Source organism: Agromyces terreus (genome assembly GCF_009749465.1).
Classification (GTDB): Bacteria; Actinomycetota; Actinomycetes; order Actinomycetales; family Microbacteriaceae; genus Agromyces; species Agromyces terreus.
The window spans coordinates 24493-50990 of the sequence record NZ_WBIS01000005.1 but is presented as its reverse complement, the minus strand read 5'-3'; the positions used below and the strand labels follow the sequence as shown (position 1 = coordinate 50990).

The following is a 26498-nucleotide window of genomic DNA, read 5'->3' as shown; positions in this document are numbered from 1 at the left end:
TCTTCGCGTCCGTCTCGGGTTGCGCTACAGCGTCAGCGCGCGCCGCACGAGTTCGGCCTGCTCGCCGGCGTGCCGCTTCGCGGAGCCGGTCGCGGGGGAGGCCGCGGCGGCGCGGGAGACGACCCGCACCGGGCGCTCGCCGAGCTTGTTCGTCTCGACGATGAAGTACGGCCAGACGCCCTGGTTCTCGGGCTCGTCCTGGGCCCACACGAACTCGGCGTTCGGGTAGCTGTAGGCCACCTTCTTGAGCTCCTCGGCGGGCAGCGGGTAGAGCTGCTCGAGGCGTACGAGCGCGACCTCGGGGTTCGGGTTCTTCTCGAGCTCGGCGAGCAGGTCGTAGTAGATCTTGCCCGACACGAACACGATGCGCTTGACGGCCGCCTTGTCGGTGATGCGGGCGTCGTCGATGACGGGCTCGAATCGACCGTTCGTGAAGTCGGCGACCTCGCTCGTGGCGCCGCGCAGTCGCAGCATCGCCTTCGGGGTGAAGACGACGAGCGGGCGACGGGGCCGGGCGTAGGCCTGACGGCGCAGCAGGTGGAAGTACGACGCCGGCGTCGACGGGCGCGCCACGGTCATGTTGTTCTCGGCGCACAGCTGCAGGTACCGCTCGATGCGGGCGCTGGAGTGGTCGGGACCCTGGCCCTCGTAGCCGTGCGGCAGCAGCAGGACGACGCTCGAGCGCTGGCCCCACTTCTGCTCGGCCGAGGAGATGAACTCGTCGACGATGGTCTGCGCGCCGTTGGCGAAGTCGCCGAACTGCGCCTCCCACAGCACGAGGGCGTCGGCGCGTTCGACCGAGTAGCCGTACTCGAAGCCCATGGCCGCGTACTCGGAGAGCAGCGAGTCGTAGATCCAGAACCGGGCCTGGTTCTCAGAGAGGTTCTGCAGCGGCAGCCACTCCTGGCCGTTGGAACGGTCGTGGAGGACCGCGTGGCGCTGCACGAAGGTGCCGCGGCGGGCGTCCTGGCCGGCGAAGCGCACCGGGGTGCCCTCGACGAGCAGCGAGCCGAGCGCGAGCAGTTCGCCGAAGCCCCAGTCGATCTTGCCGTTGCGGCTCATGTCGACGCGCTTCGTGAGCAGCTGCTGGATCTTCGGGTGCACCGTGAAGCCCGAGGGCTTGTTGCCGAAGGCGTCGCCGATGGCCTGCACGACCTCGACGGACACGCCCGTGGTCGCGAGCTCGCCCGTGGCGGGCTCCTCGTGGTCGAGCGACTCGGTGGCCCCGACGATCGGGATCGACCCGGTCTGCGCGGCGTGGGTCTCGGCGAACGCGCGCTCGAGGCGGTCCTGGAAGTCGCGGTGCGACTCCTCGTACTCGGCCTCGGTGATGTCGCCGCGGCCGACGAGCGCCTCGGTGTAGAGCTTGCGGACCGAGCGCTTGGCCTCGATGAGGTTGTACATGAGCGGCTGCGTCATCGAGGGGTCGTCGCCTTCGTTGTGGCCGCGACGGCGGTAGCAGACGAGGTCGATGACCACGTCGCGCTTGAATTCCTGGCGGTACCGGAAGGCGAGCTCGGCCACCCGGACCACGGCCTCGGGATCGTCGCCGTTGACGTGGAAGATCGGCGCCTGGATCGCCTTGGCGACGTCGGTCGAGTAGATCGACGAGCGGGCGTCGCCCGGCACGGTGGTGAAGCCGACCTGGTTGTTGATGTTGACGTGGATCGTGCCGCCCGTGCGGTAGCCGCGCAGCTGCGACATCTGCATGGTCTCGATCACGATGCCCTGGCCGGCCATCGCGGCGTCGCCGTGGATGAGGATCGGCAGGGTCGAGAACGTGCCGATCGGCTTGCGGTCCTGCTTGGCGCGCACGATGCCCTCGAGCACGCCGTCGACGGCCTCGAGGTGCGAGGGGTTCGCCGCGAGCGACACGGGGATCTGCGCGCCGTCGTCGGCGGTGAAGGTGCCCTCGGTGCCGAGGTGGTACTTCACGTCGCCCGAGCCCTGGCCGGACGTCGTGCCCTCGAACTCGCGGAAGACCTGGCCGTACGTCTTGCCGGCGATGTTCGTGAGCACGTTGAGCCGGCCGCGGTGGGCCATGCCGATGGCGACCTCGTCGAGGTTCTCCTTGGCGGCGCCCTGCAGGATCTCGTCGAGGAGCGCGATGACGGACTCGCCGCCCTCGAGGCTGAACCGCTTCTGGCCCACGTACTTCGTCTGCAGGAAGGTCTCGAACGCCTCGGCCTCGTTGAGCTTGCCGAGGATGCGCATCTGCTCGTCGTGGGTCGGCTTCTCGTACTTGCGCTCGACCTGCTCCTGGATCCAGCGGCGCTGCTCGGGCTCCTGGATGTGCATGTACTCGATGCCGATGGTGCGGCAGTACGAGTCGCGCAGGACGCCGAGGATGTCGCGCAGCAGCGCCGTGCGGGTGTTGCCGAAGCCGCCCGTCACGAACTCGCGGTCGAGGTCCCAGAAGGTCAGCCCGTGGCTCTCGATGTCGAGGTCGGGGTGCGAACGCTGCTGGTACTCGAGCGGGTCGATGTCGGCCATCATGTGGCCGCGCACGCGGAACGAGTTGATGAGCTCCTGCACGCGGGCCGTCTTGTCGATGGCGCTCGCGACGTCGACCGAGATGTCGGCCGACCAGTGGATGGGCTCGTAGGGGAGGCGGAGGGCCGCGAAGAGATCTTCGTAGAAGCCGCGCTGCCCGATGAGCAGCTCGTGCACCTTCTTCAGGAACTCGCCCGAGCCCGCACCCTGGATGACGCGGTGGTCGTAGGTCGAGGTGAGCGTGATCGTCTTGCCGATGGCGAGGTTCGCGAGCGTCTTCTCGGCCGCGCCCTGGAACTCGGCCGGGTACTCGAGGGCGCCGGCGCCGATGATGCAGCCCTGGCCCTTCATGAGGCGCGGCACGGAGTGCACCGTGCCGATGCCGCCCGGGTTCGTCAGCGAGATGGTCGCGCCCGAGAAGTCGTCGGCGGTGAGCTTGTTCGTGCGGGCGCGCCGCACGAGGTCTTCGTAGGCGTTCAGGAACTCGTTGAACGTCATCGTCTCGGCGCGCTTGATCGCGGGCACGAGGAGGGCCCGGGTGCCGTCGGGCTTCGGGATGTCGATCGCGATGCCGAGGCCGATGTGCGCGGGCTTGACGAGGCTCGGCTTGCCGTCGACCTCGCTGTAGAAGACGTTCTGGCTCGGGAACTCCTTGAGCGCCTGGATGAGCGCCCAGCCGATGAGGTGCGTGAACGACACCTTGCCGCCGCGCGTGCGGCGCAGGTGGTTGTTGATCACGATGCGGTTGTCGATCATGAGCTTCGCGGGCACGGTGCGCACGCTCGTGGCGGTCGGCACGGTGAGCGAGGCGTCCATGTTGGCGGCGAGGGCCTTCGGCATGCCCTTCAGCGGCACGACCTCGTCTTTGTGCTCGCCGTCGTCGATGACCTGCTGCGGGCTCGTGACCGGCACGTCGGCGGGAACCGGCGCCGACCGCGGGGCCACGGAGGTGGTGCGGGCCTCGGGCGCCTGGCCGATGACCGGGTTCGGGGTCGTCGGCGGTGCGGATGCCGCGGCCGTCGCGTCGGCGGCGGGCTGCGCCGTCGCGGACGGGGCGGATGCCTCGGGCTGCGCGGTCGCGGACGGGGCGGATGCCTCGGGCTGCGCCGTCGCGGACGGGGCGGATGCCTCGGGCTGCGCCGTCGCGGACGGGGCCTGGCTCGCGGGCGTCGCGCCCCCGGTGCCGCGGGCGTCGCGGTACGACTCGAGCACGGGCCACCACGAGCGGTCGACGGAGTCGGGATCCACGACGAACTTCTCGTACATCTCGTCGACGAGCCACTCGTTGGCTCCGTATTCGCCCGCCGTGGTCTCTTCAGACCCCGACCCGGTCAATTGGCTCGACACAGCCGATCGCCCACTCTCTCCGTTGATACTGGATGGATTCCTCGGCGATCGCGCTCTTCGCGCACTCGGTGGTTCCCGGTCGCCTGTACAAGCCTAAACCCCTTCCCCGAGCGCTTGCCCACAGTGTGCCGGGGTAGCGTGATCCCCATGGAGTTCTACCGCACCGAACCCACTCACGATCTCACCTACTCCGACGTCTTCCTCGTGCCGAGCAGGTCGGGGGTCACCAGTCGTCTCGACGTGTCGCTCGCGCCCGACGACGGGTCGGGTGCGTCGATCCCGATCGTCTCCGCGAACATGAACTCGATCACCGGTCCGCGGCTCGCGACGACGCTCGCGAGGCGCGGCGGCCTCGGCGTCCTGCCGCAGGACCTGCACCTCCAGGACCTCGCGGAATCGATCCGGTGGACGAAGGCGCAGTCGCCCCGCTTCGACACCCCGCATCTCTTCTCGCCCGACGACACGGCCGCCGACGCGCTTGCCGTGCTGCCGCCGGTCGCCGGCCACGGCGTCGTGCTGCAGGACGCGAACGGCGGGTTCGTCGGCTGCATCGCGGCCGACCGCCTCGCCACGGCGCTCGCCGACGCCCGCCTCGGCGATCTCGTGCACGGCGGCGTCGCGTCGATCGACGCCGACGACGTCGACACCCCGCGCGGCGCGTTCGATCTCATGGTCGAGGCGGGGCTCGAGTTCGCGCCGGTGCTCGAGCACGGCCGCGTGGTCGGCACGCTCAGCCGCCGGGGGGCGCTCCGCGGCACCGTCTACCGTCCGAACGTCGATGCCGCGGGCCGACTCCGGGTCGCCGCGGCGGTCGGCATCAACGGCGACGTCGCCGCGAAGGCGCGTGCGCTCGTCGACGCGGGCGTCGACATGCTCGTCATCGACACCGCCCACGGCCACCAGGAGGGCATGCTCCGTGCGGTGTCAATCGTGCGCGACCTCGACCTCGGCGTGCCCATCGTCGCGGGCAACATCGTCACGGCCGACGCCGTCGCCGACCTCGTGGAGGCCGGCGCCGACGTGCTGAAGGTCGGCGTGGGGCCGGGCGCGATGTGCACGACGCGCATGATGACGGCGGTGGGGCGCCCGCAGTTCTCCGCGGTGCTCGAGACGGCCGAGGCGGCCCGTGAGCTCGGCGCCAGCGTCTGGGCCGACGGCGGCGTGCGGTACCCGCGCGACGTGGCGCTCGCACTGGCCGCGGGCGCGGCATCCGTCATGATCGGCTCCTGGTTCGCGGGCACCGTCGAGGCTCCCGGCGGACTCGCGCGCGACGCCGGCGGGCGCCTCTACAAGGAGAGCTGGGGCATGGCGTCGACGAAGGCGGTGCGCGAGCGGTTCGAGCGCCTGTCGCCGTACGAGCTGGCCAGGAAGGAGCTCTTCGCCGAGGGCATCTCGTCGTCGAAGATCTACCTCGACCCCCTTCGGCCCTCGCTCGAGGACCTCCTCGACATGATCACCTCCGGGGTCCGCAGCTCGTTCACGTACGCGGGCGCTCGCTCGCTCGAGGAGTTCCGCGAGCGCGCGCGGGTCGGCATCCAGTCGGCCGCCGGATACGAGGAGGGCAAGGCGCTGCCCGTCAGCTGGTGATTCCCGGTTCTCGCGCAGCGGCGCGCCGGTATACTTGCGCGCACAATGGATGATCCTCCCTCTGCCAATCCCGGCCACAGACCCTCGCCCGTGATCGACCGGGGAGGTGCGGATGTCTGAGTGGGTACTCCTCGGCATCGGACTGCTCCTCACGGTCGGCACGGGCTTGTTCGTTGCGAGCGAGTTCGCGCTCGTCAACCTCGATCGCGCCGACGTCGAGGCGCGTCGGGCGCGGGGCGAGACCCGCCTCTCGCTCACCATCGAGGCCCTCAAGATCACCTCGACGCATCTCTCGAGCGCGCAGCTCGGCATCACGCTGACGACCCTGCTCACCGGATACACCATGGAGCCGGCAATCACCTCGCTCCTGACCGCACCGCTCACCGCGGTCGGCCTGCCCGAGGGCCTGATCCAACCGGTCGGCGCGGTCACCGCGATCGTGCTCGCCACGCTCCTGTCGATGGTCATCGGCGAGCTCGTGCCGAAGAACTTCGCGCTCGCGCTGCCGCTGCAGACCGCCAAGGTCGTCATGCCGTTCCAGGCGGCGTTCACGTGGGTGTTCCGCCCGGCGATCGCGCTGCTCAACGGCAGCGCGAACGCCCTGCTCCGGGCCGTCGGCATCGAGCCGAAGGAGGAGCTCTCGGGCGCCCGCTCCGCCGAGGAGCTCAGCTCCCTCGTGCGGCGCTCCGCGAGCGCGGGCCTGCTCGAGCAGGACACCGCCACGCTGCTCGGCCGCACCCTCCGCTTCGCCGACCACGACGCATCCGACGTGATGACGCCCCGACCCGCGGTGTCGGCCGTGCACCGGCAGGACTCCGCCGAGACCGTGCTCGAGCTCGCTCGGCAGACGGGCTTCTCGCGGTTCCCGGTGTTCGACGAGAACCTCGACGACGTCGTGGGGCTCGTGCACGTCAAGCAGGCCGTCGCGGTGCCTCGGGAGCGGCGGGCCGACGTCCCGGCGTCCGCCCTCCAGTCCGAGGCGCTGCGCGTGCCCGAGACGATGACCCTCGACGTGCTGCTCGGCGAGCTCCGCGGGCGGGGCTTCCAGATGGCGGTCGTGGTCGACGAGTACGGCGGAACCGCCGGCGTCGCGACCCTCGAAGACCTCGTCGAGGAGCTCGTGGGCGAGGTCGCCGACGAGCACGACCGCACGCGTGCGGGCATCGTGCGCCGCGAGGACTCGGTCGCGTTCCCGGGCATCCTCCGACCCGACGAGCTGGTCGACCGCACCGGCATCCGCGTTCCCGAGAACGGCGACTACGAGACCGTCGCGGGCTACGTCATCTCCGAGCTGGGCCGGCTCCCGGTCGTCGGCGACGAGGTCGCGATCGAGGGCGGCACGCTCGTCGTGCAGCGTCTCGACGGGCGTCGCATCGACCGCATCCGCTACCTTCCCGACCCCGTGCCGGTCGAAGCCGACGACGAGGGGGCGACCCGATGAACGACTGGATGGGACTCGTCTGGCTCGTCGTGCTGCTCGCCGGCAACGCGTTCTTCGTCGGCGCGGAGTTCGCCGTCATCTCGGCCAGGCGCTCGCAGATCGAGCCGCTCGCCGAGCAGGGCAGCCGCAGCGCGAAGACGGCCCTGTGGGCCATGGAGCACGCGACGCTCATGCTCGCGATGAGCCAGCTCGGCATCACGATCTGCTCGCTGCTGATCCTGAACGTGTCCGAGCCCGCGATCCACCACCTGCTCGAGGTGCCGCTGCACCTGACGGGCTGGCCCGAGGGCGTCATCTCGACGGTCGCGTTCATCGTGACGCTCGTGCTCGTCTCGTACCTGCACGTCGTCTTCGGCGAGATGGTGCCGAAGAACCTCTCGTTCTCGCTGCCGGATCGCGCCGTGCTGCTGCTCGCCCCGCCGCTCGTGTTCATCGCGCGCGTGTTCCGCCCGGTCATCGTGGCGCTGAACGCGATGGCGAACGGCGTGCTGCGCCTGTTCCGGGTCGAGCCGAAGAGCGAGGCGAACTCGACGTACACGCTCGAGGAGGTGCAGACCATCGTCGACCGCTCTCGTGCCGAGGGCGTGCTCGACGACACGAGCGGCACGCTGAGCGCCGCGTTCGAGTTCACGACGAAGCGGGTGACGGATGTCGCGGTGCCGTTGGCCGATCTCGTCAGCCTGCCGCCGACGGCGACGCCGGCCGACGTGGAGCAGGCGGTCGCCCGCCGCGGCTACTCGCGCTACGTCATCCTCGGCGCCGACGGCGAGCCCGACGGCTACGTGCACCTGAAGGATGTGATCGACCTGCGGGTCGACGAGTTCGACCACCCGATCCCGCCGAAGCGCGTGCGCCGGCTCGTGTCGATCTTCGACGGCACCGACCTCGAGGATGCGCTGGCGACCATGCGGCGCCTCGGCACGCACGTGGCCCGCGCGTTCGACGAGCAGGGCGCCACGACGGGCGTGATCTTCCTCGAGGACATCATCGAGGAACTCGTCGGAGAGGTGCAGGACGCGACGCGTCGCGGGTGAACGGCGACGGCCGCGGCATCCTCAACTGCGGATGCCGCGGCCGGTCACCACTCGCCGTCGTTGACCTCGGGCCTGGCCCGCAGGTACTGCACCGGCCACATCGAGGTCCCGGCACCGAGCTCGTCGGCCGCGCGGAGGGCGAAGTGCGGGTCGCGCATCATGGCCTTGCCGAACATGACCGCGTCGGCGGCGCCCGAGGCGACGAGGTCGTCGGCGTGGCGCGCGTTCGTGATGCGGCCGACCGCCGAGACGGGCACGTCGCCGTGCTCGCCGACGTACTCGGCGTGGCCGGCCTGGTACCCGGGGCCGACGGGGATGTGCGCGTGGGCGACGAGGCCGCCCGTCGACACGTCGAAGAAGTCGGCGCCGGCGTCCTGGCACCAGCGCGCGACGGTGGCGGTCTGCGCCTCGTCCCAACCGCCCTCGACCCAGTCGGTGGCCGAGAACCGCACGAACACGGGCACCTGGTCGCCCACCTCGGCGCGCACGGCGCGCACGATCTCGAGCAGGAGTCGGGCGCGGCCGGCGAGGTCTCCGCCCCACGCGTCGTCGCGGAGGTTCGACAGCGGCGAGAGGAACTGGTGCACGAGGTAGCCGTGGGCCGCGTGCACCTCGACGAGGTCGAAGCCCGCGTCGATCGCGCGCCGTGCACCGGCGCGGAAGTCCTCGACGACCTGCAGGATGCCCGGCTCGTCGAGCGCGACGGGCTCGCGAAGGCCTTCGAACGCCTGCGCCGAGGCCGACACCGTCGTCCACCCGCCCTCGTCGAGCGGCTGGGAGCCCGGCCGGCGCAGCGGCTCGGCCCACACGGAGGCCTTGCGCCCGGCGTGCGCGAGCTGGATGCCGGAGGCCGCGCCCTGCGAGCGGATGAACCGGGTGATGCGCGACCAGGCGCCGGCCTGCTCGTCGTTCCAGATGCCGGTGTCGTGATCGGAGATGCGGCCCGCCGGGTTCACCGCGGTGGCCTCCGCGATCACGAGCCCCGCGCCGCCCGCGGCCATCGAGCCCAGGTGCACGAGGTGCCAGTCGTGCGGCACGCCGTCGAGCCCGGTCACCGAGTACTGGCAGAGCGGCGGCACCCACACCCGGTTCCGGATCGTCAACCCGCGGATCTCGATGGGGCGGAACAGCGCGGGCGCGGCACTCCGCGCGTCGGGCGTCGGCGCGTTCACGGGGCGAGGCTCCGCAGCCAGGACTCGAGCGAGGCGGCATCGACGAACACGTGGCCCTCGCCGCCGACGGCGATCGCGCCCTCGACGTTCTCGGCCTTGTTGTCGATGAACACGAATCGGTCGGGCTCGATGCCGAGCGCCGCCATGACGTGCTCGTAGATGGCAGCGTCGGGCTTCACGAGGTTCAGTTCCCCGCTCACGAACACGCGCTCGAACAGCGGCGCGAACGAGCCAGAGCGCAGCCACCCGGAGAAGTCCTCGCCCGCGTTCGAGAGGAGCGCGAGGCGGGTGCCCCCCTCGTGCAGCGCGTGCAGCACGCCGAGCGTGCCCGGGTCGACGCTGAGCCAGCTGCGATGGTCGATCGCCCAGAGCTCGTGCACGTCGACGGGGCTCCAGTCGGCGCCGATCTCGACCGCGACATCCGCCCAGTACCGGGCGATGCTGCTGGTGCCCTGGTCGAGGGCCGCGCGGTGCCGCCAGTAGGCCGCCCAGAACGCGGCCTCGGCGGGGGCCTCGACGGGCACGCCGGCGCGGCGGAGGAGCGCGGTGCGATCGGCGTCGCCCGGCGGGCGGGAGATGACCTCGCCGTAGTCGAAGACGACCACGCGGGGAGACAGGCTGATGGGTTCGAGGGCTGTTGCTGGCATCCGCACCAACCTATCGTTGGAGCATGGCCACCGAATGGCGCACCTGGAACGTCGACGACGCCCGAGCGCACGTCCGGGCGCCGCTGGCCGACGACGACAAGTACTCGCGGGGGGTGCTCGGCGTCGTCACGGGCTCGGTCGAGTTCCCGGGCGCGGCGGTGCTCGGCGTCTCCGCCGCGCACCGCACCGGCATCGGGCTCGTGCGCTACATCGGTCCGCGCAACGTGCGGCGCGAGGTGCTCGCGCGCCGGCCCGAGACGGTCGCGGGCCGCGGGCGCGTGCAGGCGTGGCTCCTCGGCTCGGGCATCGACCCGACGCGGCGCTCGTTCCTGCTGCTCGGCGACCTGCAGCACGCCCTCGCCGACGGCGTTCCGGTCGTGCTCGACGCCGGCGCCCTCGACCTCGTCGGCACCCACACGGCGCCGACCGTGATCACGCCGCACCTTCGCGAACTCGTCCGCCTCCTGAACGCCCGTGAGATCCCCTCGACCATCGAGGAGGTGCGGGCCGATCCCGGCGAATGGGCGCGGCGCGCGGCCGGGGAGCTGGGCGTCGCCGTGCTGTTGAAGGGCGCGACCACCTACGTCTGCGACCCGAGCGGCAACCACCGGGTCGTCACCGCACCGACGCACTGGCTCGCCACCGCGGGCACCGGCGACGTGCTGGGCGGCATCCTCGGCGCGTTGGCCGCGACCCATCACGGCGAGCTCGCGGGCGATGCCGAAGCGCTCACCGACCTCGCCGCGACCGCGGCGTGGGTGCAGGGCGAGGCCGCGCTGCGCGCGAGCACCGCGAACGGCGGCGGGCCGGTCGCGGCGCTCGACATCGCCGAGGCCGTGCCGGGGGTCGTCGGGGCGCTGCTCGCGGGCTGAACGGTCCGATCGGGCGCCGGATGCCTCCGCGGCGGCGCGGCTCCGCGGCTCCGCGGCGGCGCGGCAACGGCAGGCCGACCGAGTCGGGAGCCCGCCTCGGATAGGCTCGCAGACATGACGGACGGGCGTGACGCTGCGGCATCCGCCCCGCCCTTCCGGCGCTTCCTCGCGGGTCGCGGGGCCCTCTGGGCCGTCTTCCTGCTCGTGCACGGCGGCCTCGCCTGGCTGAACCTCAACGCGCCCGGACTGCCGCTCGGCGACGTCACCGGCGTCTACCTGCGCTGGGCCGAGAACGCGGCGAACGGCTGGGTGCGCATGGGCATCGACACGCCATGGGTGTATCCGATCCTCGCGTTCGCGCCGATGGCCGCCGCGCTCGCGTTCGGCGCGGCCTCGTACGCCCAGACCTGGCTGCTCATGGTGACCGCGCTCGACGCCGTCGCGTTCTCGGTGCTGATCGGCACGGCTCGGCTCTCGCGCACCCGCCGCATCGCCGCGTGGTGGTGGCTGGTCTTCCTGGCGCTGCTCGGGCCGATCGCCATGGGCCGCATCGACGCGATCACGGTGCCGTTCGCGATCCTCGGCCTGCTGATGGCGGCAGGCCGGCCGCGCGTGGCCGCCGTGCTCCTCACGATCGGCGCATGGCTCAAGGTCTGGCCAGCCGCGCTGCTCGCCGCCCTCGTCATCGCCGCCCGACGGCGCCGCGAGGTCGCCGGCATCGCCTTCGCGCTCAGCATCGGCATCCTGGGCGTCAGCCTCTTCGCGGGTGCGGGGCTGAATGCGTTCGGCTTCATCGAGGAGCAGGCCGGCCGAGGCCTGCAGATCGAGGCCCCGCTCGCGATCGCCTGGCTGTGGCAGATCGTCGCGGGCTCTCAGACCGTGCACATCGTCTACTCGCAGGACATCCTGACCTTCCAGATCGACGGGCCGGGCGCCGAGGCCGCCGCCGCGCTCACGACCCCGATGATGGCGATCGGCGTGCTCGCGGTCGTGCTGCTCGGCGTCCGGGCCGTGCGCCGCGGCGCGGCGTTCTCGCTCGTGCTGCCGCCGCTCGCGCTCGCGCTGCCGGTGGTGCTGATGCTGGCGAACAAGGTCGGGTCGCCCCAGTTCGTGACCTGGCTGGCCGCCCCCGTGGTGCTCGGGCTCGTCTACCGGCCGGCGAGGTTCGCGGTGCCGGCGCTCCTCGCGGCGGCGATCGCCCTGTTCACGCACATCATCTACCCGTACTGGTACGGCTGGCTCCTCGTGGCCGATCCGGCGTTCGTGTTCCTGCTGACGGTGAAGGTCGTGCTCCTGGTCGCGCTGCTCGTGTGGGCGGCGAGGGCCCTGTGGCAGGCTGGAGCGCGACGGGATCCTGCGCCGCACGCCACGTGACGCGCCCGCCGCGAGGAGGAATCATGCTGGTCGCATTCTCGGTCGCGCCGAGCGGCACTGGGCGCACCGACGGCTCCGTGCACGACGCGGTCGCCGCCGCCGTGAAGATCGTGCGGGAGTCGGGGCTCGCGAACCGCACCGACTCGATGTTCACGACCGTCGAGGGGGAGTGGGACGAGGTCTTCGACGTCGTGCGCCGCGCCACCGAGGCCGTCGGCGAGTACGGGTCGCGGGTCTCGCTCGTGCTGAAGGCCGACATCCGCCCCGGTTTCACGGGCGAGCTCGAGGGCAAGGTCGAACGGCTCGAGTCCGCGATCGAGCGCGCCTGACGCGAGTCCGACGGGTCTGACGGGGCCTTGACGGGGGTCTGAGGGGCCGGATGCCGCGGGGCGGACGCCTCGGCACCCTGGCCGCGTCCTCGAGGCGGCATCGACGGATCCGCCGCCGGCATCGAATCGATTCGATTCCTGTGCGAGAATCGACGGATGACCGACTTCGACGGCGGCCGGGCGGCCCTCTCGCCGGCCCGCATCCGCTTCGCCCTGCTCGCCCTCGCGCTCGGCGGCTTCGGCATCGGCTCCACCGAGTTCGTCGCCATGGGCCTGCTGCCCGAGATCGCCGGCAACCTGCTGCCCGACCTCGCGGCGACCTCGCCCGACGACGCGAACGCCCAGGCCGGATGGGTCATCTCGGCCTACGCCCTCGGCGTCGTCGTCGGCGCCCCGACGATCGCCGCCGCCGCCGCGAAGTGGCCCCGCAAGCGACTGCTCCTCGTGCTGCTCACGGCGTTCACGCTCGGCACGATCGCCTCGGCCGTGCTGCCCACCTTCGGCCTCGTGCTCGTCGCCCGATTCGTCTCGGCCCTGCCGCACGGCGCCTACTTCGGCATCGCCTCGCTCGTCGCCGCGAGCCTCATGGGCCCGGGCAAGCGCGCCCGCGGCGTCGCCCTCGTGCTCTCGGGCCTGACCATCGCCAACGTCATCGGCGTGCCCGCCATCACCTGGCTCGGGCAGGCCGCCGGCTGGCGCACCGCCTACCTCGCCGTGGCCGGCATCTTCGCGCTGACCTTCGTCGCCGTCGCCATCGCCGTGCCCTACCAGCCCGGCGACCCCGGAGCCACGATCCGGCGCGAGCTCGGCGCCTTCCGCCGGTCGCAGGTCTGGTTCGCCCTCGGCATCGGCGCGATCGGGTTCGGCGGCCTCTTCGCCGTGTACACCTACGTCGCCCCGCTCGCGGTGGAGGTCACCGGGCTGCCCGCGTCGCTCGTCCCGATCGTGCTCGTCGCCTTCGGCATCGGCATGACGCTCGGCAACCTCGTCGGCGGGCGCCTCGCCGACTGGAGCGTCCGGCGCAGCATGTACCTGTTCTTCGCCGTGCTCGCGATCTCGCTTCTCGTGCTCGGCTTCACCGCCACGAGCCCCGTCGGCCTCTTCACGGGCGTGTTCCTCATCGGCGGCTCCTCGGCCGCGCTCTCGCCGACGATCCAGGCGAGGCTCATGGACGTCGCCCGAGACAGCCAGTCGATCGCCGCAGCCCTGAACCACTCGGCGCTGAACATCGGCAACAGCCTCGGCGCGCTGTTCGGCGGCATGGCCATCGCGGCCGGCCTCGGCTACGTCGCGCCGATCTGGATCGGCTTCGCGCTGACGATCATGGGCGCCGTGCTCGCCCTCGCCTCGTTCGCCCTCGATCGCTCGCGCGGCCGGCGCGGCGTCGTCGTGCCCTACGCGACGGGCGCGGTCGAGGTCGTCGACGCCTGAGGGGCCGCGCCCCGGCAGCCGTCTCGGTTCGCGGTGAGCGCTGCTCCGCGGCATCCGCCCTCGGTTCGCAGCGCGGCTCAGGGATCGCCCCCGGATGCGCCCCGCCGGGCTCAGTCGGACTGCAGCAGGATGCCGTCGAGGATCGCCCGCTTGCGCAGGGCCACCTTCGTGCCGACGTCGAAGCCCGAGAGCCGGTACTTCTCGCGGATGCGCTTGAGGTAGCTCTTCGCGGTCTCCTCGGAGATGCCGAGCTGGAACGCGACCGCCTTCACCGGCTGCCCCGCGCCGTAGAGCGCCATCACACGGCGCTCCTGCGCGGAGAGCTTGGGCACCTCGCCCTCGGCGGCGAGCGCCACCTCGAGCTCGGGCGTGAGGTAGGTCTCGCCGAGCCGCGCCGCCCGGATCGCCTCGACGATGTTCTCGACCGGCTCGGACTTGACGAGGTAGCCGAGCGCACCGGACCCGAGCGCCTCGCGCACGACCGCGGGCTCGGAGTAGGTGCTCATGAGCATGGTCTGCACGCCCGCCGACTTCAGCATCGACAGCTTGAGCGAGACGGGGATGTTGTCGCGCAGGTCGAGGTCGAGCAGCACCACGTCGACCGGGAACTCGGGATGCGCGAGCAGCTCCGACCACGACGGCACGGCGGCCACGAGGTCGATGTCGGACGCGCTGCCTCGCAGCCACTCGGACAGTGCGCCCAGCAGCATGCGGTGATCGTCGACGATGGCGAGCCTGATCGGACTCTCGGTGTCAACCATTCGACTTCTCCTCCATCGGGTGGCCGGACTGGCGTTGGCCTGGTGCGTGCGCCTCAGGTTCGAGGCGGCAGACGATCTCGATGCGGAAGCCTACTGCGGTCGTGATCACCTGGTGCACTCCGACACTAGCGACTGCCTCCCACGTCGAGGGGTCGACGCGGCGGTGAGTGACGCCGTCGACCTGGATCGCGATGTCGATCGTGGCCGCGTCGGGGCCCGCCGCGAGGTCGTGGATCGCCGGCTCGTGCTCGTCGTCGTGCTCGCGGCAGACGATCACGACCGAGGCGGGGGCCGCCGACGGCTTCGCCGGGTCGGCGACGAGGAGCCACAGCGCGAGCAGGAGCCCCTCGCGCTGCGCGGGGGAGAGCGGCCCGGCGAGACCGGTGGGGTCGTCGACGACGACGCGCCCGCTGAGGTACTTCGACTCGGCGACGGCGTGCCGGAGCCACGTGTCGTTGCGCCCCTCGATGAGCCGGACGCGCAGCCTCGCCGCGAGGTCGCCCGCGCGTTCCGCGTCGGCGGGCGGCAGCGGGAGGCCGATGCGTCCGGCGCTGACGTCCTCGAGGAGGGTCTCGGCGTCGAAGTCGAGCTGGGCGAGTTCCTCCGACGCGCGCATGCCGACCGCGGACCTCGCCGTGCCCACCGTGCTCTGCACGAGCGAGAGGTCGAGCTCGTGCCGCACGAGACGGCTGAACCCCTCGAGCAGCACCTTCGTGAGCACCATCGGCAGCACGGTGGCCGCCGCGATCGCGACCGCCGGCACCACGGCGGCGCCCGCCGTGCCGAGCTGCGCGAGGGCCTCGACGGCGAGCACGACGCCGATGGCGCTCGCGATGCCGAGCGACACGCGGATGGGTCGGATCGTGGCCACCGGCATGAGGACGGCGCCGATCGCGGGAGCGGCGGTGGGCGTGAGCCCGAGGGCGAGCGTGCCGATCGTGGCCTGCACGTCGAGCCACACGGGCAGCACGAGCGCGGCGAGCAGCATCACGTAGAGCCAGCCGGGCAGTCCGCCCAGCACGAGGCGCGCGGCGACGCCGACCGCGATGATCGAGGCGAGGGCGATCCACGCCGGCCAGGGGCCCAGGCCGGGCGGGAAGTACGGCGTCATCGCCACCGCGTGCAGCAGGTGGGCGATGACGATCAGCCCGCCGGCGATGGTCGCGCCGATCGCCGGCCGACGGCCGCCGTGGCTCGAACGGATGTCGCTGGCCGCGCGGGCCGAGCGGCTCGGGCGGAGGAACGAATGCTCGATGATGGGCGTCGTGCTGTCGTGGCCGCGCCCGACGCCCCGTGACGATGCGCTCATGCCTTCGGCACCTCCAGCATGACCGTCGTGCCCGAGCCGGGCGAGGAGAACACCCTCGCCCGCCCGCCGACCGCCTGCAGGCGCCCGACCACCGACTCCGCGAAGCCGAGACGCGCGGGGTCGATGCCGGCGGGCTCGAAGCCGTCGCCCGCGTCGGTCACCATGGCGCGCACCGTGTGCTCGTCGTCGGTGATGGTGACGTCGGCCTCGAAGACGCCGGAGTGGCGCCGCACGTTCTCGAGGCACTCGCCCAGCGCCCCGACGAGGGCGTCGAGATGCTCGCGCGGCAGGGCGAGCTGCGCCGCGCCGTGCCAGCTGACGTCGAGGCCCATGCGCGCGAACCGCTGCCGCACGGACTCGAACGTCGTGCTCAGCAGGTCGTCGTCGGACCCGGGGGAGAAGATCGCGTTCGAGCCGCCGTCGAGGGGGACCCCGAGACGGAGCTGACGGAGCAGGCGCGCGTCGTCGCCCGCCTGGTCTCGGAGGGCCCCGGCCCCGACGCCCACCCCCGAGTGCGCGAGGAGGGAGAGGGTCGCGAGCACCGTGTCGTGCAGCACCCTGGCGTCTTGCCGCTGCTGCGCCTCGAGCTCGCTCGCGAGCCGCTCGGCCTCATGCGCGCGGCCCACCTCCGCGATGCGCGCCGCGGCCACGCCGACGCCGTTGTCGAGCCATCCGGCCAGCACGGCGAGCACGGCCCATCCGACCGCCGTCACGACGGCGACGGCGAGCAGGTCGTGCCCGAACCAGAGCGCCGCGGCCCATTCGCCGACGAGCACCACGGCGGCGAGCGTGCCCACGAGCACCGGGCCCCGCGGGCGCACGACGAGCGTGGGCGCGACCGACGCGCTCGTCACGCCGCCGGTGACGGCGAGCGCGGTGCTCGCGCCGGGGTCGAGCACGCTCGCCGAGCCGAGCACGAACACGAGGACGACGGATGCCGCGACCAGGACGATCGCCGCCGCGAGCGAGCCGCGCACGGTGTGCACCACGGCGAGCGCGGCGATGCCGATCGACAGGGCCGTGGCGACCGCGAGCTCGGAGCCGGCCGTCGTGCCGGGCACGAGAAGGCACGCGAACGCTCCGACGGAACCGACGATCGCGGTCGTGCGGGCGAGACGCCGCAGCAACCGATCGCGTTCCTTGTGGATGCGCTTCACGTCGCCCTCGTCTCGTGCTCGTCAGGCCGGATCGGTGGGATCCGTGCGGGCGCCGCGCACGTGCGTGCGGCGACGGCGCCGTTGCTCTCGAAGATTACTCCAGAGCGCCCGTCATGCGGCGAGCAGGGCGGCGAGGGCGGCACCGACGACCTCGTGCTCGATGAGGAAGGCGTCGTGTCCGTACTCCGAGCGCACGACGACGGGGTCGGTGCCGTGCACGCTGTTCGGGAGCGCCGCGGCGAGCTCGACCTGGCCCGCGAGCGGGAAGTACCGGTCGCTGTCGATGCCGAGGACGAGGCTCTTCGCCGTGACGCGCGCGAGCGCGCCGGCCACGGTGCCGCGGCCGCGCGCGAGGTCGTGCGAGTTCATCGCCTCGGTGAGCACGAGGTAGCTGTTGGCGTCGAACCGGCGGGTGAACTTGTTGCCGTGGAAGTCGAGGTAGGACTCGACGGCGAAGCGACCGCCGCCGCCGAGCGGGTCGATCTCGCTCTGCCAGCCGCGCTCGAACCGCGCGTTGAGCTCGGCCGAGGTGCGGTAGTTCAGCATCGCCATGCGCCGGGCGAGCGACAGACCCCTCGTCGGCCCGTCGCCGTCTGGCGCGTCGTAGAAGTCGCCGTCGCGGAACGCGGGGTCGGAGCGCACCGCCTCGATCTGCACCGAGTTCAGGGCGATCTGGTCGGCGGTGGTCGCGGGCGGCGCGGCGAGCACCGCGATGCGCTCGACCGCGTCGGGCGCCATGACGGCCCACTCGAGCACGTGCATCGCGCCCATCGAGCCGCCCACGACGGCCGCGAAGCGCTCGATGCCGAGCTCGCGGGCGAACGCGATCTGCGCGTTCACCTGGTCGCGGATCGTGAGGAACGGGAACCGCGAGCCCCACTCGGACCCGTGGGGCGCGAACGAGGCCGGGCCGGTCGAGCCCTGGCAGCCGCCCAGCACGTTGGGGGCGACCACGAACCAGCGGTCGGTGTCGATCGCGAGGCCCGGGCCGACGACGCCCGGCCACCAGCCCGCGCTCGCGTGCCCCGGGCCCGCGGGGCCGAGGACGTGGCTGTCGCCGGTGAGGGCGTGCAGCACGAGCACGGCGTTGTCGCGCGCGGGCGAGAGCTCGCCCCAGGACTCGTACGCGATGCGCGCGCCGGGCAGGGTGCGCCCGGACTCGAGCGGCAGGTCGCCGACGGCGACGAAACGGCGATCGCCGACCGGGTCGCCCTCGCGCCAGGCCCCCGTGACCGGCGCGCGGGCCGCGAGCGCGAGCGCGCCCGCCTCGGGCACGATCGCCGCCGGCACCGCATCGGTCATCGTCTGCCAGTCCATGCCTCGATTCTCCCGGACGCCGGATGCTCCCGCGGGATTGTTACGGCGGCGGGCAGACGCGTCGACGGCACGGCGAGGCGGAGCGGCTCCCACGAGAACGGCGGATGCCGCGGGCCCGTGCAGCCCGCGGCATCCGCCGTTCGTCGTCGCTCGCGTCAGAGGCGCGCGGCCGCCGTCGCGACCCGCGCCGCGGCGAAGCCCGCCTCGAGGTCGGCCTTGAGGTCGTCGACGTTCTCGATGCCGACCGAGAGCCGCACGAGGCCCGGCGTGACGCCGGTCGTGAGCTGCTGCTCGGGGGTGAGCTGCGAGTGCGTCGTCGACGCCGGGTGGATCACGAGCGAGCGCACGTCGCCGATGTTCGCGAGGTGCGAGAACAGCGACAGGCTATCGACGAGCGCGCGACCGGCGTCGACGCCGCCCTTGAGCTCGAACGAGAGCACCGCGCCGACGCCCTTCGGCGCGTAGCGGTTGGCCGCCGCGTACCACGGGCTCGAGGGCAGGCCCGAGTAGTTGACGCTCGCGACGTCGGGGTGGCCGTCGAGCCACTCCGCGATCTCCTGCGCGTTCTGCACGTGGCGTTCGATGCGCAGCGACAGGGTCTCGATGCCCTGGATCAGCTGCCACGCGCTCGCCGGGGCGATGGAGGCGCCGAGGTCGCGCAGCAGCTGCACGCGGGCCTTGATGACGTACGCGAGCGAGTCGCCCACCGCGGCGGTGTAGCTGGCGCCGTGGTACGAGGGGTCGGGCTCGGTGAGGCCGGGGAACCGGTCGACGTGCTTCGACCACTCGAACGCGCCGCCGTCGACGATGACGCCGCCGATGACGGTGCCGTGGCCGCCGAGGAACTTCGTCGCCGAGTGCACGATGATGTCGGCGCCGTGCTCGAACGGGCGGATGAGGTACGGCGTCGCGATCGTGTTGTCGACGATGAGCGGCACGCCCGACTCGTGGGCGACGTCGGCGACGAGGCGGATGTCGAGCACGTTGATCTTCGGGTTGCCGATCGTCTCGGCGAAGAAGAGCTTCGTGTTCGGACGCACCGCGCGGCGCCACTCGTCGGCGTCGTCCTGGTTCTCGACGAAGGTGGTCTCGATGCCGAGCTTGGCGAGCGTGTACTTGAAGAGGTTGTACGTGCCGCCGTAGATCGACGAGGAGGAGACGATGTGGTCGCCCGCCTGCGCGATGTTCAGCACCGCGAAGGTCGAGGCCGACTGGCCGGATGCGACGAGCAGCGCGCCGCTGCCGCCCTCGAGCGCGGCGATGCGCTCTTCGACGACGGCCTGCGTCGGGTTCTGGATGCGGGTGTAGATGTTGCCGAACTCGGCGAGCGCGAACAGGTTCTGCGCGTGCTGGGCGTTGTCGAACACGTACGAGGTGGTCTGGTAGATCGGCGTGGCGCGGGCGTGCGTGACCGGGTCGGGCGCTGCGCCGGAATGCACCTGCTTCGTCTCGAAGCGCCAGTCGGCGGAGTTCTCGCTCATGTGCTCTCCTTCTCGGATCGTGGCGCGGGCTCGCCGCGATCAGGCCACGCTACGTACGTCGCGACGGCGGGGCAACGACGGCCGACACACGGCGTCACGGCGTCACGGCTGCCGAGGGGCCCCGCCCGGCGGCGGCACCTGCGGCGGCGGCGCGTCGCCCGGCGGGGGAGCGTCGCCCGGCAGCATCGGCAGCACGATCGTGCCGGTGGCCGTCGCGGGCTCGGGGCGGAACAGCCATCTGGCCCGCGGCTGCACGAGCGGCCGGAACACCCGTCGCACCGGTTTCAGCGAGAGCACGATCGAGATGCCCACGCAGAACGCCATCATCGCCGGGAGCACCCAGAACGGCTGGTCGCCCTCGAGCACGGCGGTCTCGCGGAACGGGTAGAGCACGAAGGAGTGCAGGAGGTAGATGTACATCGTCGCGCCGCCGAAGGACGTGAACCAGTGCCGCCCGCGCGGCATGAGCACGAGGAACGCGACGGCGAGCAGCATGGCGAGCAGGAGCAGGACGAGGCGGATGGCGCCCGACCACGGCTCGTCGTAGCCGATCGCCTCGTACGACTCGTCGTAGAGCATGAAGCGGCGCAGCTTCAGGTCGCGGAGCGTCTCGATGGTGGCGGGCATGATCGCGAGCACGGTGCCGAGCAGCACGATGGCGCCGGCCCGCCAGCGCCAGGCGACGGCCGACCCGAGGGCGAGCCAGCGGTCGGTGATCTGCCACTGCCGCAGCTTCCAGCCGAAGACGAAGAACGGCAGCATGCCGAACGTGCGCGTGAGCGCGAGGGTCGAGTCGATGGACTCGGTGTAGCCCGCGGCGATCGAGACCGCGATCGCGATGAGCAGCGGATACCGCAGCAGCACGAGATACGGCAGCACGATGCGCCAGACGGCGAGCGCGATGAGGAACCAGAGGGTCCACGACGCCGTCGTGTAGTCGAGCGGAACGTCGCTGCCGAGCAGCCACTTGATGACGGTCCAGATCGTCTCGAAGATGAAGTACGGGAAGACGATGTCGGTCAGGATCTGCCGCAGCGCCTTCGCGTTCGGCGGCCCCGACTTCGCGAAGTAGCCGCTCACCGTGACGAACACGGCGACGTGGAACGAGTAGATGAACAGGTAGACGCTGTAGGCGCTGTCGGACTCCGCGATGAGGGGGAGGATGCCGTGGCCGATGACGACGAGCGTGATCGCGATCCAGCGGGCGTTGTCCCAGAGCGGAACCCTTCGCCGCGTCGCGTGCCTCGGCGTCGCGGTGTGTTGCATCCCACCATTCAACCGCAGTCGGGCGGATGCCGCACCGCGGGCGCTCGCCGATCGAGGAGCGCCGCCCGCGGCGTGTTCGCCGATCGAGGAGCGCCGCCCGCGGCGTGTTCGCCGATCGAGGAGCGCCGCCCGCGGCGCGTCTCGAGATCGCGTCCCGATCCGCTCCTTCGTCGCCCCCGACCGGCGGGTTGCCCCCGCCCCTTCGACCCCACCGGGCCGGCGCACGGCAGAATGGGGCCCATGAGTGTTTTCCGTGTTGTCGTGACCGGTGCGAGTTCGGGCATCGGAGCCGCCACGGTGCGCGCCTTCCGTGCCGCCGGATGGGAGGTGCTCGGCGTGGCCCGCCGCGAGGACCGCCTGCGGGAGCTCGCCGAGGAGACCGGGGCATCCGTCTTCGTCGCCGACCTGACGGTGCAGTCCGACGTCGACGCCCTGCGCGATCACGTCGAGGCCACCGGCCCGGTGCACGCGCTCGTGAACAACGCGGGCGGCGCGAAGGGGCTCGAGAGCGTCGAGGCCTCGTCGGTCGAGGACTGGGCGTGGATGTTCGAGGTCAACGTGCTCGCGCTGAAGCGCGTGACCTCGGCGCTGCTGCCCCTGATCCGGCGCGGCGCGACCGAACGCGGCGTGGGCGACGTCGTGAACGTCACCTCGATCGCCGGGCACACCGCCTACGTCGGCGGCGGCGGCTACAACGCCGCGAAGTTCGCCGCGCACGCGCTCACCGCGGTGCTGCGCCTCGAGCTCAGCGGCGAGCCGCTCCGCGTCATCGAGGTCGCGCCCGGAATGGTGAAGACCGAGGAGTTCGCGCTCGTGCGGTTCGGCGGCGACCGGGCGCGTGCCGATGCGGTGTACGACGACGTGCCCGAGCCGCTCGTCGCCGAGGACGTCGCCGAGGTCATCGTCGACGCGGTGACGAAGCCCCGCCACGTCGACCTCGACCTCGTCGTCGTGAAGCCCGTCGCCCAGTCGGCGCCGCACCTCGTGGCCAAGGGCGCGCTGGCCGTGCGCACTCCGGACGGCGACTGAACGTGGCCGCCGCGCCCTCGAGGCCCGCTCCGCGTCGTGACGCGTGGGAGCGGGTCACGACCGTGCCGCTCGTGCTGCTCGGCGTCGTCTTCATCGTCGCCTACACGGTCTACGTGCTCGCCCCGTGGATTCCGCGCGGGCCCGGATCGGCGCTGTTCGTCTCGCTCATGGTCGCCTGGCTCGTGTTCGTGGCCGACGTGGTCGTGCGCATCGCGCTCACCCCTCGCGGCGGCCGATGGGCGTTCATCCGCACGCATCCGATCGACGTGCTCTCGGCGGCGTTGCCCGTCTTCCGGGCCTTCCGCGTGCTCGCGCTGTTGCGCAACGTGCCGTACCTGCAGCGGCGGAGCGGATCCGCGGTGCGCGCGAACATCATCATCTACGCGACGACGTACGCGGTCGTGTTCGTGTACTTCATCGCCCTGGCCACGCTGCAGGCCGAGCGCGACGCCTCCGGCGCCACGATCACCTCCTTCGGCGACGCGATCTGGTGGGCGGTCGTGACCATCGCGACCGTCGGCTACGGCGACATGTACCCCGTCACCACCGGGGGGCGCGTCTACGCGGTCCTGCTGATGGCGGGCGGCATCGTCATCGTCGGCACCGCGTCGGCCACGGTGATCTCGTACATCGGCGAACGCGTCAGCCAAACACGCGAACGGCACGGCGGATCCGCCGCGCTCGACATCGCGCACGCCGTCGTCGACGACGCTCCCGACACGGCGGACGGAACAGCGGAGGGCGGAGCCGATGCATCCGGCGATCGAGGTCGCCCCGCCTGAGCGGCCGCGCACCGGCGGGAGCGCGGCGACTACCCTTGTCGCATGAGCTTCGATGCGAATGACGGCGGCCCGGCAGATGACGGCGTCCGGCGCGAGATCCTGACCTGGGACGACTTCGCGGAGGCCTCGCGCAGCGTTGCGGCCGACGTGCTCGCCACCGGGTTCCGGCCCGATGTCGTGATCGCGATCGCCCGCGGCGGACTCCTCTTCGCGGGGGCCATCGCCTACGCGCTCGGAACGAAGGCGTGCGGCTCGATCAACGTCGAGTTCTACTCCGGCATCGACGAGCGCCTGCCCGAGCCGATCCTGCACCCGCCGATGCTCGATGCCCCGGCGCTCGACGGCAAGCGCGTGCTGCTCGTCGACGACGTGTCCGACTCCGGTCGCACGTTGGCGAAGGTCGTCGCCATCCTGGGCGATGCGGGCGCCGAGGTGCGCAGCGCGACGCTCTACACGAAGTCGCACACGGTGCTCGAGCCCGACTTCGACTACCGCCGTACCGACGACTGGATCGTGTTCCCGTGGTCGGCGCTGCCGCCCGTGCAGGTCGCCGCGGCCGAGGGGTCGGTCGCATGAGCGTGCACCTCGTCGGCGGCGGTGCGCTGAGCCCCGCGGATGCCCCGCTGTACGCCCCGTTTTTCGCCGAGGCGGCCGCCCGCGGTCGGGCGGCCGGGCGGGCGCTTCCGCGCATCGCGGTGATCTCGCTGCATCCCGAGAGCGCCTCGCGCGCGCCCGAGTTGGTCGAGGTGCTCTCCACTGCCGGGTCGTTCGACGCCGTCGTGACGGCCGCCGTCGGCGGCGACGTCGTCGAGCCGACGGCCGTGGCCGACGTCGACGGCATCGCCGTGGGCGGGGGCGTCGTCGAAGAGGTGCGCGCCGGCCTCGAACCGGTGTTCGGCGAACTGCGGCGCCAGGTGGCGTCGGGCGTGCCGTACCTCGGCATCTCGGCGGGCGCGATGATCGCCGCCGAGGGGTCGCTCGGCGGCGGCTCGCGCATCGACGACGTGACGGTCGCCCCCGAAGACCCCGAAGATCCGGCCGAGCTCGTCGTCGAGGGCGGCATCGGACTCGTCGACGTCGCGGTCGACGCGCACGTCGCCCAGCGCGGGACCCTCTCCCGCCTCGTCGCGGCCGTCGAGTCCGGACTCATCGAGAGCGCCCTCGGCATCGACGAGCGCACGGCGCTCATCGTCGGCGAAGGCGGGCTGCGGGTCGTCGGCTCCGGCAGCGTCTGGCGCGTGCTCTCCACGGACGGCGGCGTCCTCGTCTCCACGCTCGGAGCCTGACCGGGTGAAGACGCTCGACGAGCTCGCCGCCGACGGACTCCTCGATCCGGGCTGGGCGGCGGCGTTGCAGCCCGTGGCCGGCGACATCGCCGCGCTCGGAGAGTTCCTCCGCGCCGAGACCGCCGCCGGGCGCGGCTACCTGCCCGCCGGCGATCGGGTGCTCCGTGCGTTCGCCGCGCCCCTCGACGGCGTGCGGGTGCTCATCGTCGGCCAGGACCCGTACCCGACTCCGGGGCATCCGATCGGCCTGTCCTTCGCGGTCGAGGGCCACGTGCGCCCACTGCCGCGCAGCCTCGGCAACATCTACGCGGAGCTCGCCGCCGACCTCGACGTCGTGCCGCCCGTGCACGGCGACCTCTCGGCGTGGACCGGCAACGGCGTCATGCTCCTGAACCGCGTGCTCACCGTCGAACCGGGCGATGCCGGCTCCCATCGAGGCAGGGGCTGGGAGCGGGTGACCGACCACGCGATCCGCACGCTCGCCGCGCGCGGCACGCCGCTCGTGGCGGTGCTCTGGGGGCGCGATGCGCAGCAGCTGAAGCCGCTGCTCGGCGCCACCCCCGTCATCGAGTCCGCGCATCCGAGCCCGCTGTCCGCGCGGCGCGGCTTCTTCGGATCCCGCCCGTTCAGCCGGGCGAACGAACTCCTCGTCGCGCAGGGCGGGGAGCCCGTGGACTGGTCGCTCCCGCCGGCGGTCGAGTAGCGGAGCGATCTCGTCGGTCGAGGGCGCAGCGGGCCCTCGTCGGTCGAGGAGCGCAGCGTCTCGAGACCTCGTCGGTCGAGGAGCGCAGCGTCTCGAGACCTCGTCGGTCGAGGAGCGCAGCGTCTCGAGACCATCGCTTCGACCAACTGCAGGAAGAACGACCGACACGCCGACCGTGCGGGCGGGCCGAGCGGCGTGTCGCCGGAATCCTCCTGCAACTCGTGCTGGCGACGGCCTCGAGGGGGCCGGGGCGGGTCATGCCCGGCGTCGGCTCGGCCTGACACCCGCGGCATCCGCTCGCCCGCGGCATCCGCTCGCCCGCGACATCCGCTCGCAACACGCCCGGCGTAAGGTGGTCGCCATGCTCGAGGAGGAATACCAGCAGCGTCGCACACTGCCGCCGCACCTGCGCAAGGCACCGCCGGCCGAGGCGCCGTTCGCCTACCGGCTGCGAGACGCGGTCCCGGCCGATCTGCCGGCCGTGCGCGAGATCTACAACTACTACGTCGCGAACTCGACCGTCACCTTCGACGAGGACGCGATGACCCTCCGCGAGTGGAAGGCGAAGTTCGCGTACCTCCACAAGCTGGGCATGCCCTTCCTCGTCGCCGAGGCGCCGTCGGGGCAGCTGCTCGGGTACGCGCTGGTCTCGCCCTGGAAGCAGAAGCGCGCCTACCGCTTCACCGTCGAGAACTCGATCTACCTGGGCCCCGCGGCGTCCGGCAAGGGGCTCGGGCGCGCGCTGCTCGCCGAGCTCATCGACCGGTCGAAGGCGGCGGGCCTGAAGGAGATCATCGCGGTGGTCGCCGACCAGGGCGCCGAGGCCTCGATCGCCCTGCACGAGAAGTTCGGCTTCGTCGAGATCGGCCGCATGGGGCGGGTCGGCTTCAAGTTCGACCGCTGGCTCGGCACCGTGCTCTTGCAGAAGACGCTGAAGTAGGGCGGCGGGTCCGCGGCAGCTGCGCCGGCATCCGATGAGGCCGGTGAACCGGCGAGTCGTCAGAAGGTGATCTCGAGCGTGCCGGCAGCTGGCGGACCCGCGAGCGCCACGACGAGGCCCGTCGCCGCGAAGAGCGCGGGATGCGCGAGCCCGATCACGATGCGGCGCACGGCCGGCCGGGCCTCGAACAGGCTCGCCGGCACGCGGTCGCCCTTCGGCACCTCGGCCCAACCGCGCACCCTCACGAGGAACCACGCGCAGCGAAGCACGAACGCCGCCCAGAGCACCGCGGCCACGACCGGTACGACGACGAGCATGAGGTCGAGGCCGATGCCGATGATCTCGTCTTCGCGCTGCTCGGCCGCGAGCTGGATCGACTGCGAGATCGCGGCCCCGACGACCACCGACAGGCCCCACGCGGCCAGTCCGAACACGAGCGCGAGATATCGCACGAAGAAGTGCGAGAACACCGAGCTCATCTCCTCGAAGTGCGACCGTGGGGTCGCGGCGAGCACGAGCACGGTCGCGAACGTCGACGGCAGCACGAGCAGGCCGATCAGGAGCCAGTCGATCAGTCCGTGCCAGTCGAGTGACACCGCGACGAGGAGTGCGGCGCCGAACACGAGGCTCCACGCCACACCCCAGACGAGCGGATGCCGCGTGATCGAGTCGATGACGTGGGCCACCACCGGATTCCTGCGCACGGGGTCATGCTATCCGTCGGGCGCCGCAGGAGCCGT

Annotated in this window: 23 protein-coding genes; 13 read left to right on the top strand and 10 right to left on the bottom strand. The window is 72.1% G+C overall.

Going from position 1 to position 26498, the window contains the following annotated elements:
• Positions 1-24: 24 nt before the first annotated feature.
• Positions 25-3840 carry a multifunctional oxoglutarate decarboxylase/oxoglutarate dehydrogenase thiamine pyrophosphate-binding subunit/dihydrolipoyllysine-residue succinyltransferase subunit gene (locus GQQ92_RS11430; protein WP_156999416.1) on the bottom strand — a complete coding sequence of 1272 codons (3816 nt, stop codon included), beginning with the start codon at positions 3838-3840 and terminating at the stop codon, positions 25-27.
• 147 nt (positions 3841-3987) lie between these two features.
• Between GQQ92_RS11430 and guaB1 the strand changes: the two genes are divergently transcribed.
• From guaB1 to GQQ92_RS11415, 3 genes are all read left to right on the top strand, one after another.
• Complete coding sequence (guaB1, locus tag GQQ92_RS11425; protein ID WP_156999414.1) at positions 3988-5427, top strand: GMP reductase; 1440 nt, start codon at positions 3988-3990, stop codon at positions 5425-5427.
• Between the two features lie 112 nt (positions 5428-5539).
• Positions 5540-6868 (top strand): hemolysin family protein, encoded by a 1329-nt coding sequence (locus tag GQQ92_RS11420; protein WP_156999412.1) that lies wholly within the window; start codon positions 5540-5542, stop codon positions 6866-6868.
• Positions 6865-7902 carry a hemolysin family protein gene (locus tag GQQ92_RS11415; RefSeq protein ID WP_156999410.1) on the top strand — a complete coding sequence of 346 codons (1038 nt, stop codon included), beginning with the start codon at positions 6865-6867 and terminating at the stop codon, positions 7900-7902. Before GQQ92_RS11420 ends, GQQ92_RS11415 begins: the two co-directional genes overlap by 4 nt.
• Positions 7903-7946: 44 nt before the next feature.
• Here GQQ92_RS11415 and GQQ92_RS11410 read toward each other — a convergent pair whose 3' ends face one another.
• On the bottom strand, positions 7947-9074 hold the full coding sequence (locus GQQ92_RS11410; RefSeq protein ID WP_156999409.1) for an NADH:flavin oxidoreductase/NADH oxidase: 1128 nt from the start codon (positions 9072-9074) through the stop codon (positions 7947-7949).
• Positions 9071-9721: an HAD family hydrolase gene (locus GQQ92_RS11405; protein ID WP_156999407.1), complete on the bottom strand. Its 651-nt coding sequence runs from the start codon at positions 9719-9721 to the stop codon at positions 9071-9073. Before GQQ92_RS11405 ends, GQQ92_RS11410 begins: the two co-directional genes overlap by 4 nt.
• A gap of 23 nt (positions 9722-9744) precedes the next feature.
• Between GQQ92_RS11405 and GQQ92_RS11400 the strand changes: the two genes are divergently transcribed.
• From GQQ92_RS11400 to GQQ92_RS11385, 4 genes are all read left to right on the top strand, one after another.
• Entirely contained in the window at positions 9745-10593 is an 849-nt protein-coding gene (locus tag GQQ92_RS11400) for an ADP-dependent NAD(P)H-hydrate dehydratase (protein ID WP_156999405.1), read from the top strand.
• Positions 10594-10707: 114 nt separating this feature from the next.
• Positions 10708-11967, top strand: a complete 1260-nt coding sequence (locus GQQ92_RS11395; RefSeq protein WP_156999403.1) for a glycosyltransferase 87 family protein — start codon at positions 10708-10710, stop codon at positions 11965-11967.
• Positions 11968-11990: 23 nt separating this feature from the next.
• A complete protein-coding gene (locus GQQ92_RS11390; protein WP_156999401.1) occupies positions 11991-12296 on the top strand; it encodes a thiamine-binding protein in 306 nt (101 codons plus the stop codon).
• Positions 12297-12452: 156 nt separating this feature from the next.
• On the top strand, positions 12453-13727 hold the full coding sequence (locus GQQ92_RS11385) for an MFS transporter (RefSeq protein ID WP_156999399.1): 1275 nt from the start codon (positions 12453-12455) through the stop codon (positions 13725-13727).
• A 110-nt stretch (positions 13728-13837) separates the two neighbouring features.
• Here the strand turns inward: GQQ92_RS11385 and GQQ92_RS11380 are convergent, their stop codons facing one another.
• The 6 genes from GQQ92_RS11380 to GQQ92_RS11355 form a co-directional block, all read right to left on the bottom strand.
• Entirely contained in the window at positions 13838-14488 is a 651-nt protein-coding gene (locus tag GQQ92_RS11380; protein ID WP_156999398.1) for a response regulator transcription factor, read from the bottom strand.
• On the bottom strand, positions 14481-15797 hold the full coding sequence (locus GQQ92_RS11375) for a hypothetical protein (protein WP_156999396.1): 1317 nt from the start codon (positions 15795-15797) through the stop codon (positions 14481-14483). The genes GQQ92_RS11380 and GQQ92_RS11375 overlap by 8 nt, the downstream gene beginning before the upstream one ends.
• Entirely contained in the window at positions 15794-16954 is a 1161-nt protein-coding gene (locus GQQ92_RS11370; RefSeq protein ID WP_156999394.1) for a sensor histidine kinase, read from the bottom strand. Before GQQ92_RS11370 ends, GQQ92_RS11375 begins: the two co-directional genes overlap by 4 nt.
• 111 nt (positions 16955-17065) lie before the next feature.
• On the bottom strand, positions 17066-18271 hold the full coding sequence (gene metX, locus GQQ92_RS11365) for a homoserine O-acetyltransferase MetX (RefSeq protein ID WP_156999392.1): 1206 nt from the start codon (positions 18269-18271) through the stop codon (positions 17066-17068).
• A gap of 155 nt (positions 18272-18426) precedes the next feature.
• The gene (locus tag GQQ92_RS11360; protein ID WP_156999390.1) at positions 18427-19752 is read right to left on the bottom strand and encodes a bifunctional o-acetylhomoserine/o-acetylserine sulfhydrylase; all 1326 of its coding nucleotides are present in this window, start codon (positions 19750-19752) and stop codon (positions 18427-18429) included.
• Between the two features lie 102 nt (positions 19753-19854).
• The gene (locus tag GQQ92_RS11355) at positions 19855-21018 is read right to left on the bottom strand and encodes an acyltransferase family protein (RefSeq protein ID WP_156999388.1); all 1164 of its coding nucleotides are present in this window, start codon (positions 21016-21018) and stop codon (positions 19855-19857) included.
• Positions 21019-21258: 240 nt separating this feature from the next.
• Here GQQ92_RS11355 and GQQ92_RS11350 point away from each other — a divergent pair, with 240 nt between their 5' ends.
• The 6 genes from GQQ92_RS11350 (at position 21259) to GQQ92_RS11325 (ending at position 25758) form a co-directional block, all read left to right on the top strand.
• Complete coding sequence (locus tag GQQ92_RS11350; RefSeq protein WP_156999386.1) at positions 21259-22047, top strand: SDR family NAD(P)-dependent oxidoreductase; 789 nt, start codon at positions 21259-21261, stop codon at positions 22045-22047.
• Positions 22048-22049: 2 nt separating this feature from the next.
• Positions 22050-22829 (top strand): potassium channel family protein, encoded by a 780-nt coding sequence (locus tag GQQ92_RS16575; RefSeq protein WP_197738218.1) that lies wholly within the window; start codon positions 22050-22052, stop codon positions 22827-22829.
• Between the two features lie 42 nt (positions 22830-22871).
• On the top strand, positions 22872-23405 hold the full coding sequence (locus GQQ92_RS11340; RefSeq protein WP_156999382.1) for a phosphoribosyltransferase: 534 nt from the start codon (positions 22872-22874) through the stop codon (positions 23403-23405).
• Entirely contained in the window at positions 23402-24115 is a 714-nt protein-coding gene (locus tag GQQ92_RS11335) for a Type 1 glutamine amidotransferase-like domain-containing protein (RefSeq protein ID WP_156999381.1), read from the top strand. Before GQQ92_RS11340 ends, GQQ92_RS11335 begins: the two co-directional genes overlap by 4 nt.
• A gap of 4 nt (positions 24116-24119) precedes the next feature.
• Positions 24120-24818 (top strand): uracil-DNA glycosylase, encoded by a 699-nt coding sequence (locus GQQ92_RS11330; RefSeq protein WP_156999380.1) that lies wholly within the window; start codon positions 24120-24122, stop codon positions 24816-24818.
• Positions 24819-25179: 361 nt separating this feature from the next.
• The gene (locus GQQ92_RS11325; RefSeq protein ID WP_156999379.1) at positions 25180-25758 is read left to right on the top strand and encodes a GNAT family N-acetyltransferase; all 579 of its coding nucleotides are present in this window, start codon (positions 25180-25182) and stop codon (positions 25756-25758) included.
• Positions 25759-25817: 59 nt separating this feature from the next.
• Here GQQ92_RS11325 and GQQ92_RS11320 read toward each other — a convergent pair whose 3' ends face one another.
• On the bottom strand, positions 25818-26462 hold the full coding sequence (locus tag GQQ92_RS11320) for a hypothetical protein (RefSeq protein WP_156999378.1): 645 nt from the start codon (positions 26460-26462) through the stop codon (positions 25818-25820).
• Positions 26463-26498 lie beyond the last annotated feature (36 nt).

What these genes read in the sequence shown, in the direction of transcription:
- guaB1 (WP_156999414.1), top strand. Translation starts at nt 3,988, where the DNA reads ATGGAGTTCTACCGCACCGAACCCACTCACGATCTCACCTACTCCGAC.
- GQQ92_RS11420 (WP_156999412.1), top strand. Translation starts at nt 5,540, where the DNA reads ATGTCTGAGTGGGTACTCCTCGGCATCGGACTGCTCCTCACGGTCGGC.
- GQQ92_RS11415 (WP_156999410.1), top strand. Translation starts at nt 6,865, where the DNA reads ATGAACGACTGGATGGGACTCGTCTGGCTCGTCGTGCTGCTCGCCGGC.
- GQQ92_RS11405 (WP_156999407.1), bottom strand. Translation starts at nt 9,721, where the DNA reads ATGCCAGCAACAGCCCTCGAACCCATCAGCCTGTCTCCCCGCGTGGTC.
- GQQ92_RS11400 (WP_156999405.1), top strand. Translation starts at nt 9,745, where the DNA reads ATGGCCACCGAATGGCGCACCTGGAACGTCGACGACGCCCGAGCGCAC.
- GQQ92_RS11395 (WP_156999403.1), top strand. Translation starts at nt 10,708, where the DNA reads ATGACGGACGGGCGTGACGCTGCGGCATCCGCCCCGCCCTTCCGGCGC.
- GQQ92_RS11390 (WP_156999401.1), top strand. Translation starts at nt 11,991, where the DNA reads ATGCTGGTCGCATTCTCGGTCGCGCCGAGCGGCACTGGGCGCACCGAC.
- GQQ92_RS11385 (WP_156999399.1), top strand. Translation starts at nt 12,453, where the DNA reads ATGACCGACTTCGACGGCGGCCGGGCGGCCCTCTCGCCGGCCCGCATC.
- GQQ92_RS11380 (WP_156999398.1), bottom strand. Translation starts at nt 14,488, where the DNA reads ATGGTTGACACCGAGAGTCCGATCAGGCTCGCCATCGTCGACGATCAC.
- GQQ92_RS11375 (WP_156999396.1), bottom strand. Translation starts at nt 15,797, where the DNA reads ATGAGCGCATCGTCACGGGGCGTCGGGCGCGGCCACGACAGCACGACG.
- metX (WP_156999392.1), bottom strand. Translation starts at nt 18,271, where the DNA reads ATGGACTGGCAGACGATGACCGATGCGGTGCCGGCGGCGATCGTGCCC.
- GQQ92_RS11360 (WP_156999390.1), bottom strand. Translation starts at nt 19,752, where the DNA reads ATGAGCGAGAACTCCGCCGACTGGCGCTTCGAGACGAAGCAGGTGCAT.
- GQQ92_RS11355 (WP_156999388.1), bottom strand. Translation starts at nt 21,018, where the DNA reads ATGCAACACACCGCGACGCCGAGGCACGCGACGCGGCGAAGGGTTCCG.
- GQQ92_RS11350 (WP_156999386.1), top strand. Translation starts at nt 21,259, where the DNA reads ATGAGTGTTTTCCGTGTTGTCGTGACCGGTGCGAGTTCGGGCATCGGA.
- GQQ92_RS11340 (WP_156999382.1), top strand. Translation starts at nt 22,872, where the DNA reads ATGAGCTTCGATGCGAATGACGGCGGCCCGGCAGATGACGGCGTCCGG.
- GQQ92_RS11335 (WP_156999381.1), top strand. Translation starts at nt 23,402, where the DNA reads ATGAGCGTGCACCTCGTCGGCGGCGGTGCGCTGAGCCCCGCGGATGCC.
- GQQ92_RS11325 (WP_156999379.1), top strand. Translation starts at nt 25,180, where the DNA reads ATGCTCGAGGAGGAATACCAGCAGCGTCGCACACTGCCGCCGCACCTG.